This is a genomic window from Archangium primigenium (assembly GCF_016904885.1).
GTDB lineage: Bacteria > Myxococcota > Myxococcia > Myxococcales > Myxococcaceae > Cystobacter > Cystobacter primigenius.
Genome location: NZ_JADWYI010000001.1, coordinates 983,095 through 997,460, shown reverse-complemented (window position 1 = coordinate 997,460; position 14,366 = coordinate 983,095). Strand labels below are relative to the sequence as shown.

5 protein-coding genes, 2 tRNA genes and 3 rRNA genes are annotated in these 14,366 nt (G+C 63.2%); 1 reads left to right on the top strand and 9 read right to left on the bottom strand.

Annotated elements, in window-relative coordinates; all coding sequences use genetic code 11:
• Positions 1-61: 61 nt before the first annotated feature.
• From rrf to glnII, 8 genes are all read right to left on the bottom strand, one after another.
• Positions 62-178: ribosomal RNA gene (gene rrf / locus I3V78_RS04310) — 5S ribosomal RNA — on the bottom strand.
• Between the two features lie 178 nt (positions 179-356).
• Positions 357-3,323: ribosomal RNA gene (locus I3V78_RS04305) — 23S ribosomal RNA — on the bottom strand.
• A gap of 251 nt (positions 3,324-3,574) precedes the next feature.
• Positions 3,575-3,647, bottom strand: a tRNA-Ala gene (locus I3V78_RS04300).
• A 69-nt stretch (positions 3,648-3,716) separates the two neighbouring features.
• Positions 3,717-3,793, bottom strand: a tRNA-Ile gene (locus tag I3V78_RS04295).
• A 181-nt stretch (positions 3,794-3,974) separates the two neighbouring features.
• Positions 3,975-5,510: ribosomal RNA gene (locus tag I3V78_RS04290) — 16S ribosomal RNA — on the bottom strand.
• The 16S, 23S and 5S rRNA genes sit together here with 2 tRNA genes alongside, the layout of an rRNA operon.
• A 1,183-nt stretch (positions 5,511-6,693) precedes the next feature.
• Positions 6,694-9,828: an alpha amylase C-terminal domain-containing protein gene (locus I3V78_RS04285; protein ID WP_204485047.1), complete on the bottom strand. Its 3,135-nt coding sequence runs from the start codon at positions 9,826-9,828 to the stop codon at positions 6,694-6,696.
• A 250-nt stretch (positions 9,829-10,078) separates the two neighbouring features.
• Positions 10,079-10,282: a CsbD family protein gene (locus I3V78_RS04280; RefSeq protein WP_204485046.1), complete on the bottom strand. Its 204-nt coding sequence runs from the start codon at positions 10,280-10,282 to the stop codon at positions 10,079-10,081.
• A 264-nt stretch (positions 10,283-10,546) separates the two neighbouring features.
• Positions 10,547-11,563: a glutamine synthetase GlnII gene (gene glnII, locus I3V78_RS04275; protein ID WP_204485045.1), complete on the bottom strand. Its 1,017-nt coding sequence runs from the start codon at positions 11,561-11,563 to the stop codon at positions 10,547-10,549.
• 526 nt (positions 11,564-12,089) lie between these two features.
• On the opposite strand from glnII, the gene I3V78_RS04270 reads away from it, so the two are divergent.
• Positions 12,090-13,640 (top strand): sigma-54 interaction domain-containing protein, encoded by a 1,551-nt coding sequence (locus I3V78_RS04270; RefSeq protein WP_204485044.1) that lies wholly within the window; start codon positions 12,090-12,092, stop codon positions 13,638-13,640.
• Positions 13,641-13,658: 18 nt separating this feature from the next.
• Here I3V78_RS04270 and I3V78_RS04265 read toward each other — a convergent pair whose 3' ends face one another.
• Positions 13,659-14,348, bottom strand: coding sequence for an SPFH domain-containing protein (locus I3V78_RS04265; protein WP_204485043.1), 690 nt, complete (start codon positions 14,346-14,348; stop codon positions 13,659-13,661).
• Positions 14,349-14,366: the final 18 nt, after the last annotated feature.

The window sequence follows — 14,366 nt, the reverse complement described above, 5'->3', positions numbered from 1 at the left end:
AAAGGAGAAGGCCCCGAGCGTCCACGGTGAAGTGGAGGCGCGGGGCCTTCAAGAGAAAAAAATCCGGCAGCGACCTACTCTCCCGCGCGGTTTCCCGCGGAGTACCATCGGCTCTGGAGGGCTTAACTTCCGTGTTCGGGATGGGAACGGGTGGGACCCCTCCGACATTGCCACCGGAAAACTGGTGTACGTCTCAAGTCCATACGAAGGGTAGGGAAATCAACTTCCGGCTGCGAAGTTCGCAAGTGCCGCTTTCCGGGCCCGGCGCTTCCCTCTCGGGAGCTGCTCGGGGCCTCGAACCTGGCCTCGACTCGTCGGACACCTCCCGGTTACCGGGGGCTCCTGAGAGATTGAGGTAAAGTAAGCCTCTCGACCAATTAGTACCGGTTAGCTCAACGTGTTACCACGCTTACACACCCGGCCTATCAACGTCGTCGTCTTCGACGGGTCTTCTGGGGCTTGCGCCCGGGATACCTGTTCTTGAGGTCGGTTTCCCGCTTAGATGCTTTCAGCGGTTATCCAATCGACACATGGCTACCCAGCGATGCCTCTGGCGAGACAACTGGTACACCAGCGGTGTCTCCAACCCGGTCCTCTCGTACTAAGGTCAGAGCCTCTCAAGTATCCTACGCCCACAGCAGATAGGGACCAAACTGTCTCACGACGTTTTGAACCCAGCTCGCGTACCGCTTTAATTGGCGAACAGCCAAACCCTTGGGACCTGCTCCAGCCCCAGGATGCGATGAGCCGACATCGAGGTGCCAAACCTCCCCGTCGATGTGAACTCTTGGGGGAGATAAGCCTGTTATCCCCGGAGTACCTTTTATCCGTTGAGCGATGGCCCTTCCATTCAGGACCACCGGATCACTATGACCTGCTTTCGCACCTGCTCGACGTGTCCGTCTCGCAGTCAAGCTCCCTTATGCCATTGCACTCGCCGCCCGGTTTCCAATCGGGCTGAGGGAACCATCGCGCGCCTCCGTTACGTTTTGGGAGGCGACCGCCCCAGTCAAACTACCCACCAGACAGTGTTCCAACTCCCGATGAGGGAGCATGGTTAGACACCAGAATCCGACAGGGTGGTATTTCACCGTTGCCTCCACCGAACCTAGCGGCCCGGCTTCAAAGGCTCCCACCTATCCTACACAGTCGAACCCTAGTGTCACTGTCAAGTTGTAGTAAAGGTTCACGGGGTCTTTCCGTCTTGCTGCGGGTAAACTGCATCGGCACAGCTATTTCAATTTCGCTGAGTCCCTCTCCGAGACAGCGCGGAAGTCGTTACTCCATTCGTGCAGGTCGGAACTTACCCGACAAGGAATTTCGCTACCTTAGGACCGTTATAGTTACGGCCGCCGTTTACTGGGGCTTCGGATCATCGCTTCACCTTGCGGCTGACGAATCCCCTTAACCTTCCAGCACCGGGCAGGAGTCAGACCCTATACGTCGGCTTCTTGCCTTCGCAGAGTCCTGTGTTTTTGGTAAACAGTCGCTACCGCCATTTCTCTGCAACCCCTCTGGGCTTCGGCTGTACGCCTACACCTACCAGGGGCCCACCTTCTTCCGAAGTTACGGTGGAAATTTGCCTAGTTCCTTGGAGGAGAGTTCTCTCAAGCGCCTTAGGATTTTCTCCTCACCCACCTGTGTCGGTTTGCGGTACGGACACCCTGTAGACTCCCCGCGGAACTTTTCTTGGAAGCCGAGCATCAGCGACTTGCCCCGTGAGGGGGGCCATGGGGTCTCGGGGATAGCTGCCGCGCCTTTATTCGTACGCGACACCCCTACGCCTTTGGACTGACACAACCACCGGTCAGCTCGCCTAGCTTTCTCCGTCCTTCCTCGGTTCAACGTCTACAAGATGGCGCAGGAATATTAACCTGCTTGCCATCACCTACGCCTTTCGGCCTCGGCTTAGGTCCCGGCTAACCCTGGGAAGATTAACTTGACCCAGGAAACCTTGGGTTTACGGCGAGGGGGTTTCCCACCCCCTTTATCGCTACTCATTTCGGCATCAGCACTCGCAACCGCTCCACCAGCCCTTACGGTCTAGCTTCTCCGCTGTTGCAACGCTCCCCTACCACTGCATGCGCCTGACGCATGCAATCCGAAGCTTCGGCGCTAGTCTTGAGCCCCGTTACATTTTCGGCGCGGCCTGTCTCGACCAGTGAGCTATTACGCTTTCTTTAAAGGATGGCTGCTTCTAAGCCAACCTCCTGGTTGTCAATGACCTGCCACATCCTTTCTAGTGTTCACTTAGACTAGACTTGGGGGCCTTAGCTGTCGGTCTGGGTTATTCCCCTCTTGCCAATGGACGTTATCACCCACTGACTGCTTCCCGAGATAACAAGTACTGGCATTCGGAGTTTGGTACGGTTTGGTAATCTGGTGAGACCCCTAGCCGTTCCAGTGCTCTACCTCCAGTATTGAATTCCTCGAGACGATACCTAAATATCTTTCGGGGAGAACCAGCTATCACGGAGTTTGATTGGCCTTTCACCCCTACACACAGCTCATCCCAGAAATTTTCAACTTTCATGAGTTCGGTCCTCCATGAGGTGTTACCCTCACTTCAACCTGGCCATGTGTAGATCACCCCGCTTCGGGTTATAATGCACGCAACTCTGTCGCCCGTTTCGGACTCGCTTTCGCTCCGGCTCCACCTATCGGCTTAGCCTCGCTACGTACATTAAGTCGCCGAATCATGATGCAAAAGGTACGCCCTCGCACTGGGTTGCCCCGTAGTGCTCGGACTGCTTGTAGACATGCGGTTTCAGGTTCTTTTCATTCCCCTCACCGGGGTTCTTTTCACCTTTCCCTCGCGGTACTAGTTCACTATCGGTCGCCAAGGAGTATTTAGCCTTACCGGATGGTCCCGGCAGATTCAGGCAGGATTGCACGTGTCCCGCCCTACTTGGGTAACCCGCTCAGCCTCCGTCCGTTTTCGCGTACGCGACTCTCACGCTCTCTGGTTCACCTTTCCAGGTGATTCCGCTAACAGACAAAGGTCCTACCGCGGACCCGCAACCCCGATGCCACTTGCGTGACACCGGTTTAGGCTCCTCCCATTTCGCTCGCCGCTACTCTGGGAATCACTCGTTGTTTTCTTCTCCTCAGGGTACTGAGATGTTTCACTTCCCCTGGTTCGCTCCTTCGGCCCTATGTATTCAGGCCGAGGTAACGAGGCTTTCACCTCGCTGGGTTTCCCCATTCGGACATCTCCGGCTCAACGTTCGGTTGGCAACTCCCCGGAGCTTTTCGCAGCCACCCACGTCCTTCATCGCCTCTTGGCACCTAGGCATCCACCGCACGCCCTTAGTAGCTTACTTACCTGAATCCCTCAAAAGCCCGCCTCCCGGCGGCACCCAACAACTCGAGTCCAGGTCCCAGGCCCCGACTCTTCGTCGCGGACCCGGAAAACTTACACTTGCTTGAGTGCATGAGCTTCCGGCCCACCCACTGCTCTCGCAGTCGACGGCCTTCCACTTCATGCTGAACTTCTCAGCAGAAATTGATTTCTACCCTTCGTATGCACTTGTCAAAGAACGCTTCCGACGTGTTTCTTCATCGGACAACCGTGTGGAGCTGGACGGGATCGAACCGACGACTTCTAGCTTGCAAAGCTAGCGCTCTCCCAACTGAGCTACAGCCCCAAACCTTCGTCGTAGGTATCCACTTGCCGGCCTTCCTCGCGTCTCCCAGTGCAACCCCTCTCGGGGGACTGGTGGGCCTAGGTGGACTTGAACCACCGACCTCGCGCTTATCAGGCGCGCGCTCTAGCCAGCTGAGCTATAGGCCCAGTGGATTTCCCTCACAGCGTCCAATTCTTTCAAAGAACCGAGCCTCAGCTCGGCCTCTCAAAACCAGACAGCAAGCCCTCGACAGTATTGCAGAAACGTTGACCTGGTCGACCTCGGCCACCGAAGTGGCTGGTACACCCTGTGGCGCCGAAGCGCTCACCGTGTACCCGGTCTCCTTAGAAAGGAGGTGATCCAGCCGCAGGTTCCCCTACGGCTACCTTGTTACGACTTCACCCCAGTTACCGACCACTCCTTGGGCACCTCTTGGTGAGATGACTTCTGGAGCAATCGACTCCCATGGTGTGACGGGCGGTGTGTACAAGGCCCGGGAACGTATTCACCGCAGCGTGCTGATCTGCGATTACTAGCGATTCCGCCTTCATGGAGTCGAGTTGCAGACTCCAATCTGAACTGAGACCGGTTTTATGCGATTAGCTCCCTCTCGCGAGTTGGCAACGCTTTGTACCGGCCATTGTAGCACGTGTGTAGCCCTGGTCATAAAGGCCATGAGGACTTGACGTCATCCCCACCTTCCTCCGGTTTAACACCGGCAGTCCCTCTAGAGATCCACTTGCGTGGCAACTAAAGGCGAGGGTTGCGCTCGTTGCGGGACTTAACCCAACATCTCACGACACGAGCTGACGACAGCCATGCAGCACCTGTCTCTCGGCTCCCTTGCGGGCACCGCCTCATCTCTGAGGCATTCCGAGGATGTCAAGACCAGGTAAGGTTCTGCGCGTTGCGTCGAATTAAACCACATGCTCCACCGCTTGTGCGGGCCCCCGTCAATTCCTTTGAGTTTTAGTCTTGCGACCGTACTTCCCAGGCGGAGAACTTAATGCGTTAGCTACGGCACCGCGGGGGTCAACACCCACGACACCTAGTTCTCATCGTTTACGGCGTGGACTACCAGGGTATCTAATCCTGTTTGCTACCCACGCTTTCGCGTCTCAGCGTCAGTCACCGTCCAGGTGGCCGCCTTCGCCACCGGTGTTCCTCCCCATATCTACGAATTTCACCTCTACTTGGGGAATTCCGCCACCCTCTCCGGCACTCAAGCTCTGCAGTTTCGAACGCACTTCCTCGGTTGAGCCGAGGGCTTTCACATCCGACTTGCAAAGCCGCCTACACGCGCTTTACGCCCAATAATTCCGAACAACGCTTGCACCCTCTGTATTACCGCGGCTGCTGGCACAGAGTTAGCCGGTGCTTCTTCTCCCGGTACCGTCAAGCCCTTGAGTGTTAGCCAAGGGGTTTTCGTCCCGGTCGAAAGTGCTTTACAATCCAAAGACCTTCATCACACACGCGGCGTTGCTGCGTCAGGCTTTCGCCCATTGCGCAAAATTCCCCACTGCTGCCTCCCGTAGGAGTCTGGACCGTGTCTCAGTTCCAGTGTGGCTGATCGTCCTCTCAGACCAGCTACCCGTCGTTGCCTTGGTGGGCCATTACCCCGCCAACTAGCTGATGGGCCGCGGGCTCATCCAGATGTGATAGCTTGTATACAGAGGCCACCTTTTCCCTCGAGAGCCGAAGCTCCTGGGGGCTTATCCGGTATTAGCCAATCTTTCGACTGGTTATCCCAGACATCCGGGCAGATCACCCACGTGTTACGCACCCGTGCGCCGCTCTACTAGGATTGCTCCATTCGCGCTCGACTTGCATGTGTTAGGCACGCCGCCAGCGTTCGTTCTGAGCCAGGATCAAACTCTCCAATTGAATTTGAAGTGTCGAACCGGCTGAGCCAGGTCCCGGCTAAGGGGTTTCCTGACCTTCGCTGTTCTACGGGCACCCGGCCAATCGACTCCCGCCGACTCGCTTCAGGTGCCCGGGACTACAAGAATTGACTGCGGTTTCCGCAATCTGTCTTCTTTGGGCTTGCTATCTGGTTTTCAAAGACCGAACCGCTTGTCGCGGCCCCTGCGCTGTGCTACCGTCGGCTTCACCGTGTCGGTGCCGCCCACCGTGCTGCGCGGGCTGCCTTCTTTACTTCCGAACCGGCTCGACTGTCAAGCAACCGATGTTGCTTCGTCTCACCGCTTCGCTTCGAAGCCAAACCGCCGAGGCGGCTTTTCTTTCGAAGGGGCGCGGAACCTACTGCCGTTCCGCCTTCCCTGTCAACTCGCTTCGTCGACTCGTTTTTTCCTTCGCTGCCCGGCGTTTGCTTCTCGCCGTTCCAGCGGGGCTGCGGCTTCTACCACCACCGCGTTTCGAGTCAACTTCGTTCGCTGACTGCTTATTTCGTCTGCGTCCTGCTCGTCCGGAGGTCCCCGTCGCCAGTGCGACTTCGTCCTTCCCGTCCGTGGGGCGCGGCTTCTAGCCTTTCGCCCTCCCGAGTGTCAACCCGCTTCGTCAACCCTCGTTTTCCTTCCGCCCGACCTTCTGTCACCTGCGCGACAGTCCGTCTTCCGGAGGGACGCGGCTTCTACCACCACCGCGTTTCGAGTCAACCTCGCTGCGTCGACTCTTTATTTCTTCTGGCCTCGAACGACTTGCCCCCGCCAGTGCGGTGACGCCTGCCCGTTCGAAGGGACGCGGCTTCTACCACCACCGCGTTTCGAGTCAACCCCACTGCGTCGACTCCGTATTTCGACTGTCCTCGACCGCGTTCCACCGCCAATGCGGTTTCGCCTGCTGGGTCCAGGGGGCGCGGCTTGTACCACCGCCGCGTCTGGAGTCAACCACTCCGCTTCTCGATTTTCTTCCCGGCCAAGCCGATGCGCTCGCGTCTTCGCTCTTCTAATCGCGCCGCATTCTCACGCGCCACGCCATCCCGCTGTGCCCCCAAGGTGGTGCGCCGCCTTCGTTCTTCAAGGCCCCCCTCAAGAAACGGGCGGACTCCCTCGGAGAGGGGTCCGCCCGTCTGGCACTTGCTCCGTACCTCCGAGAGGAGGCGGTCTGGCTACACCTTCTTGAGCACCACGTAGCCCGCCGACGGGATGTTCACCTTGGTGTTCCCACCATTCAGCGTCGCGCCGTAGTTGCCGAAGTTGTCGCCGCCGTAGATGGCCGCGTCACTGTTGAGCACTTCCTTCCAGTTACCCGGCGGCAGCGGCAGCGTGTAGCCCTCCAGGTTCTTCTTATTCAGGCTGCCCACCACCAGGTACTCCTCGCCGCCCGCCTTGCGCGTGAAGGCCAGGACCGAGTCGTCGTTGTGCGTGTGCACCCGGTTCACCTCCGCCGTCGCGCTGAACGCCGGCGTGGACTGCCTCAACGCGAGCGCGTCCTTGTAGAACTGGAAGCTCTGCCGACGGGTGATGTCCAGCATCGCCCCCCGACGCTGGTCCGCGGGCATCGTCGCCAGGCTGTCGAAGACCTTCCGGTCATCGCGCGACAGGCCCTGGTACGTCTTGTCCTTCGCCCGCGTCGCCTCGGGCAGCTGGAACAGCCGCTCGTACTCCGCCTTGCGCGTGTCGTTGAACGTCAGCTTGTCCCAGTTCCAGTCCTGGCCCACCGACTCCCACGACCAGTCGCTGTCCCACGTGGACGGATTGCCCCACCGGAAGTCGTTCTGCGCCCCGAACTCGTCTCCCTGGAAGAACATCGGGATGCCCGGCCCCGACAAGCCCATGCCCGCCGCGAACCGCGCCGCGCTCCGCGACCACTGCTCCGGGAAGTCCGTGGGCGCATTGCCCTCGGCCGTGTTCATCGTGCGCTGCGCGTTGCCCACCTCGTCATGGTTCGAGATGATCGACAGCGCGTTCTTCCATCTGTCCAGGCCCCGTGGGTTGGTCATCAGCCCCACGAACGCGTCCATGTCCGTCTTCATCCCCCGCGACGCCGCCTGGATGAGGCCCGGCTTGCTGTTGTCGTTCACCAGCTTGTGCTGGAACTCCGTGTACCACTGCGCGTCGAAGCCACCCCCCGTGCCGTCGTTCTGCGCCGGCCTCGAGATGCTCGGGTCGTAGTCGAACTGCTCCGCCACCGTCCACGCGTTGGGGTTGTGGTAGTGGACCTGCCGGTTGATCTCCCGCAGCATCTCCCAGCCGTCCTTGCCCCCCGTGCCCTTGATGGGCTCGGTGAAGTCGAAGCGCAGGCCGTCGAACTGCAGCTCCTGCACCTGCTGCACCGCGTGGTCCACGAAGAACTGCTTCACCTTCGGCTCCGAGTACGCCGGCACCGCGCCCCACGGCGTCTCGCGGATCTCCTGCTTGCCCGGCTCCTCCGCCCAGTTGAAGTACGGGTTGTCCGGACCGCCCATGTTCCACAGCCCGTTGTAGTCGCCGAACACGTGGTTGTAGACCACGTCCGACACCACGTTGAGCCCCTTGCCGTGCGCCTCGTCGATGAAGCGCTTGAGCGCCTCCGTCCCGCTCACCCACCGCCCATCCTTGTCCTCGAAGCCGAACGAGCTCTCCGTGGCCAGGCTGTTCACGCCCAGGTAGCCCCAGTTGCGCGCCCCCTCCACCTCGTTGGTCGGCAGGAGCTCCAGCGTGTTGATGCCCAGCTCCTTGAAGTAGTCCAGCTTCGCCGTCAGGTCCTCGAGCGTCGAGCGGTTGGAGTTGCCCCCCTTGCCCAGGAAGCTGCCCACGTGCAGCTGGTACACCACCCACTTGGAGTGGTCGCGCTCGCGCGGCGCGTCCGTGTTCTTCCACTCGAAGGTCGTCGGGTCCGTGATGACCGAGCCCCGGAACGACACGCCACTGCTCTCCGTGATGAGGTCGCTCCAGGGATCATTCACCGCCGACGCCCGGCGCTCGCCCGCCTCCAGCTTGCCGTTCTGGTTCGCGTCTCCCTTGAGCTTCAGCTGGCCCTGGGCGTCCTTCTCGAAGACCTGGAACTCGTAGCGCAGCCCCACCAGCTTCTTGGGGTCGTCCACCAGCGTCGACCAGGCGCCCTCCTGGTTCGTCATCCGGATGCGGCCGTCCGCCTCGATGTTCTTCGACCAGTGGTCGTTGAACTCGCCGCCCCGCAGCTTGTCCACCAGCGAGGTGTCGAACGTCCCCAGCCGCTTGACCAGCTCGTCCTTGCTCAGCGCCCGGCCACTCTCGTCCTTGAACACCAGGTACGCCTGGTCCGCGCCCTCCATGCCGTCCACGTCGAAGCGCATCAGCTCCTTGGCGCCCGTCGCGTAGCGGTTCACCTCCTGCCCCGACTTCGGATCCAGGAACATCCGGTCCAGGCCCCGCTGCTCGCCCATCATCTCGCGCGCGTACGGGTCCGGGCGCTCGCTCAAGTCTCCCACCGAGTCCACCACCTCGTAGGTGTACGACTTGCCCACCATCTTGTCCCACTGGCCCTCGAGCTTCGTGGACCAGTTGCCCGCCCCATCCCCCTCCATGGGGAAGCGCTCCACCTTGCCCTGCTGGTCCGTCACCTTCACCTGCACGCTCTTGGCTCCCTGCGCCCAGAGCTTGAACGACACGTCCTCGCCCACCCGCGTCGAGCCCATCTCGTGGTACGTCGTCGGCGCGTAGCTCGCCGTGGGCTTCTTCGGGTCGAACTTCAGGTTCCCCTCGCCCATCACCACCCACTTGTCCTTGCCCGTGGGGCCATCCGCCGTCACGCCCCACTGCCAGTCGCGCGGCAGGCCGTCATCCTGCACCTCCACCGTCACCTGCCACTTGCCGTCCCCCACCGGCTTCATCGCCAGCGGCTCGCCACTCCACTCGCCGCTGAACTTGCCCGCCGCGTCCCAGCTCCCCTTCACCTTCAGGTTCTTCATCTGGCTGTGCGGACCCGCGTCGTACGTCAGCGTCACCGAGCGCTTCACCGCCGACCCCGCCGCCACCTGCTTCGACGCCGCCGCGGTCACCGCCGCCGACGCCCCCGCTCCCGCGAGGTTGCCGCGCGCCTGCACCCCGTCGAACGCCGACGCCTGGCCCCGGGCCGCCGCCCGCGCGGGCGCCTCGAAACCATCCGCCTTGCCCGCCGTCTTGCCCGCCACCGGCTGGCCCTTGGCCTCCGGCTTCGGCTCCGCCTTCGTCTCGCGGCTCACCGTGTTCGTCGGCCGCGTCTCCCGGCCCACCACCGGCGCCTCCACCTTCGGACCGGAGAGGGCGCTCTTGGGGCCCTGGTTGATCTTGTTCGTGCTCATCGTCGATCTCCTCCGGCGCGGCTGTCGGATGCCCGCGCACCTTGTGATGAATGGTCGGAGGAACGACGCGAAAGTTTCCTCCGGATGGAGGATCCTAGACCGATTAAAACCCGAGCGGGTCCAACCACCGCCCAGGGTGAGGACGAATCCACCCGGCGTCCGGAACGGTGGGGTTCACTGTCCAAAATGCGAAAGGCCACGAGGACACTGTCCCCGCGGCCCTCGCTCGATTCACGGGGAGAATCCCGCGCTAGATGGCGTCCGGATCCCGGCGGCTGTTGCCCTTGATGGCCTCCACGCCGTCCTTGATGACGCGCTTGGCGTCCTCGGCGACTTCCTTCACCTTGCCCTTCAAGGTGTCGGCCTTGCCTTCGGCCTCGAGCTCGCGGTCACCCGTGGCCACACCGACCGTCTCCTTCACCTTGCCCTTGGCCTTATCCGTCCACTCACCCATGGTCGTCTCCTCTCGTTGGACCGCTTCGCGTTCAGTCGCGCTTGATCCAAAAATAGGGACGTTGTCCTGGAGTGCATGTGGCGCCGAAAGGCCCGCCCTCTTCCCAGTGCGGCAGTCGGGCGGGCAAGCACCCCTCCCAGATAGGGAGTTCACTCCGGGCCTCGGGGTAACGCTGGGCCTGACGGACGGGAAGCCCGACACCTCCCGTCCGCCAGACCAACGCCTCCTTACCCCAAGGAGTCTTGTGGACGATCTCGCAGCGCTTCAGCTGCAGATCGTCTCGAGCATGATGCGGCAGACCTCGTACGGGTCGCAGTTGGCGGCCGGGCGACGGTCCTCGAAGTAGCCCTTGCCGTCGTTCACCGTCCCCATGGGGATGCGGATGGACGAGCCGCGATCGCTGTTGCCATAGCGGAAGACGTTGATGGGCGCCGTCTCGTGCTGGCCCGTCAGGCGCTCCACGTTGTGCGCGCCGTAGACGGCGATGTGCTCCTCGTGCCGCGCGCGCAGCTTCTCGCACGCCGCCTCGATGACCTTCAGGCCGCCCGGCTCGCGCATGGCCTTGGTGCTCACGTTGGTGTGGCAGCCCGTGCCGTTCCAGTCACCCTTGACCGGCTTGGGGTGCAGCGTGGCGCTGATGCCGTAGTCCTCGCCCATCCGGTAGAGCAGCCAGCGCGCCAGCCACAGCTCGTCGCCCATCTCCAGCGCCGGCACCGGGCCAATCTGGAACTCCCACTGCGCGGGCATCACCTCGGCGTTGGTGCCGTTGATGTGCAGGCCCGCGAGCATACACGCCTCGGCGTGCGCCTCGACCAGTTCGCGGCCGAAGACCTCGTCGCTGCCCACACCACAGTAGTAGCCGCCCTGCGGCGCGGGGAAACCCTTGTCCGGCCAGCCCAGGGGACGGTTGCCCTCGAAGAGCGTGTACTCCTGCTCCAGGCCGAACCACGTCTCGTGCGAGGCGTACTTCTCCGCCACGGCGCGCAAGGGGGCGCGCTTGTTGCTCGGGTGCGGCGTGCCGTCCGGCATCAACACCTCGCACATCACGAGCACGTCCGGCGTGCCCGGGCGCAGGGGGTTGGGGATGTAGCGCACCGGGCGCAGGAGCAAGTCGCTCTTCTTGCCCTCGGCCTGGTAGGTGCTCGAGCCGTCGAAGCCCCAATCCGGCAGGTCCGCCAGGCTCTTGATCTCCGCCGTCTCCACCACCTTCATCTTGGAGCGAAGCTTCGCCGTCGGCTTCTGCCCGTCGATCCAGATGTACTCCGCCATCACCTTGCGCATGTCGCCGTCTCCTGGCCCTGTCGGGGGGCCCGTGACTCCATCGGGCCCGTGGGCCTGACGCCAGGACTTCATTGCAGACCGCGTGCCAGGGCCCCCCTTTCCCACCCTCCGGAGCCAACCCCTCGGAATCACGTGAACCCGCCCCGCGCCGGTCCCAGCCTCCTGGGGAGGGGTCCTCCATTTTTGTAGGACCGGGCTCCGCGTCCTACAATTTCGTCGGTTTCTGACCCGCCACCACCCCCTGGAGTCTCCGAGGGAGCCCCGAGGGAGCCTCCTCGGCGTGCCGACAGGACCCACCCCCCGCGACCTGGACCTACCGATCGGTAGGTGCGCGCTTCTCCTGATGATTAGAATCCAACGCCCTGGGTCCTGCTGACGCCCGCTGACGGACAGTCGCGGGGCATCCTGCCCCTCGGGAAGAGGGGGCCGCCCCCTACAATTTTGTCGCTTCGATTCGTGAAACCGACGAAATTGTAGGACGGGGCGCGTTGATTCGAGAGTCACCCCGGAGGGAGGCACACGGCCCATGGCGAAGCGAGTCCAGACCCAGGCGGGAGGGCACCCCGCGCTGGCGAGCTTGTTGGAGGTGAGTCAGGCCCTGGCCGGCGCGGCGGACCTGCGGGCGGCGCTGCACCGGGTGCTCGAGCGGCTCGAGCGCTACCACGGCGTGCAGCGCGGCACGGTGACACTGATGGATCCCACCACGCAGGACCTCTACATCGAGGCCTCCATCGGTTTGAGCGCCGAGGGCCGCAACGTGCGCTACAAGATGGGCGAGGGCATCACCGGGCGCGTGGTGGAGAGCGGCAAGCCGGTGGTGGTGCCGGAGATCAGCCGCGAGCCGCTCTTCCTGCACCGCGCCTTCCGGGGCCGGCAGAACGGGCCCCAGGAGTTCTCCTTCATCTGCGTGCCCATCTCCGTCAACCGCAAGCCCGTGGGCGCCTTCGGCGTGGACCTGCGCCATGACAAGGCGCGCGACTTCGCCGAGGAGACGCGCCTGTTCGGCGTCATCGCGTCCATGATCGGCCAGGCGCTCGCGGCGCACCGGCTGCTGGAGGACGAGCGCAAGCGGCTGCTCGAGGAGAACACCACGCTGCGCCAGGAGCTGCGCGAGCGCTACGACTTCTCCAACATCATCGGGACGAGCGGCCCGATGCGCCAGGTGTACGAGCAGATCCACCAGGTGGCGCGCACCAACACCACGGTGCTCATCCGCGGCGAGTCCGGCACCGGCAAGGAGCTCATCGCCCACGCCCTGCACTACAACTCCACGCGCGCCAAGAAGCCCTTCATCAAGGTCAACTGCGCCGCCCTGCCCGAGACGCTCATCGAGTCCGAGCTCTTCGGCTACGAGAAGGGCGCCTTCACCGGCGCCATGGCCCGAAAGCGCGGCCGCTTCGAGCTGGCCGAGGGCGGCACGCTCTTCCTCGACGAGATTGGAGAGGTGAACCTGGCCACCCAGGTGAAGCTCCTGCGCGTGCTCCAGGAGCGCGAGTTCGAGCGCGTGGGCGGCACCGAGACGCTCAAGAGCAACGTGCGCCTCATCGCCGCCACCAACAAGGACCTGGAGACGGCCATCTCCGAGAAGAGCTTCCGCGAGGACCTCTACTACCGCCTCAACGTCTTCACCCTCTTCATCCCGCCCCTGCGCGAGAGGAAGAGCGACCTGTTGCTGCTCGCCGACCACTTCGTGGCCAAGTACGCGCGCGAGCACGGCAAGAACATCCGCCGCATCTCCACCCCCGCCATCGACATGCTCGTGAGCTACCACTGGCCCGGCAACGTGCGCGAGCTGGAGAACATCATCGAGCGCTCGGTGCTCGTGTGCGACGGCAACGCCATCCACGGCCACCACCTGCCCCCCACCCTGCAGACCGCCGAGGAGGCCTCCGAGGCCAACCCCAACACCTCGCTCGCCGATGCCGTGCAGCAGTTCGAGAAGGACATGCTGCTCGACACGCTCAAGACGACCCGCGGCAACCGCGCCAAGGCCGCGCGCCTCCTGCGCACCACCGAGCGCATCATCAACTACAAGGTCACCAAGTACGAGATCGACTGCTCGCGCTTCCAGACCTGAGGCGCGAACAGGCGCCCCTCAGTCCTGGTTCGCCGGGGGCTCCTCGTCCGACTCCGGCGCGCCCGGCGCTCCGGCCGTCTCCAGCGCCAGCCGGCGTGAGCGCTCGGTGAGCTGCTGGATGCCCGGCGCGTCGCGCTCGTTGGTGGGATCCAACTGGTCCAGGGGCGTCTGCTCCAGGCGCCCGAGCGACAGCCGCTCCACCTGGAAGCCCATGAGCTCCTCCCCCACCACCATGCGCACGTGGTCCACGAAGAGGCCGCGATCGGCCAGGAGCTCCTCGAAGCCGAACGAGCCCACCGCCTCGGCGAGCGCCTCGCCCAGGCGCGCCTCCAAGAGGCCCTGGAGCGCCTCCGCGTCGTTGGCGCGCGCCCCACCCACCTCGCGCGCCACCCGCAGGATGTCCGCCTCGCGCCGCGCCACCTTCACCAGGAACGTGGCCCGCACGTCCACCCGGGTGCCGTCCCGGCACGACAGCCCCCGCGGGCCCCGGCGCTCCACGAGCAGCTTGCGCACCGACAGGTCCAACACCCACGCCCGCTCCAGCAGGGGACACACCCAGCCCAGCCCCAGGCCCACCCGCCAGGGCGCTCCGCCGCGCTCGATGACCAGCGCCTCGCCCTCACGCGCCCGCCGGGGCCCTCGCCAGAGCACGATTCCGCTCAGCACCCCGAGGCACACGCACAGGACGATCAGCGGACCACTCGACACGGGGACGGCTCCTGACAG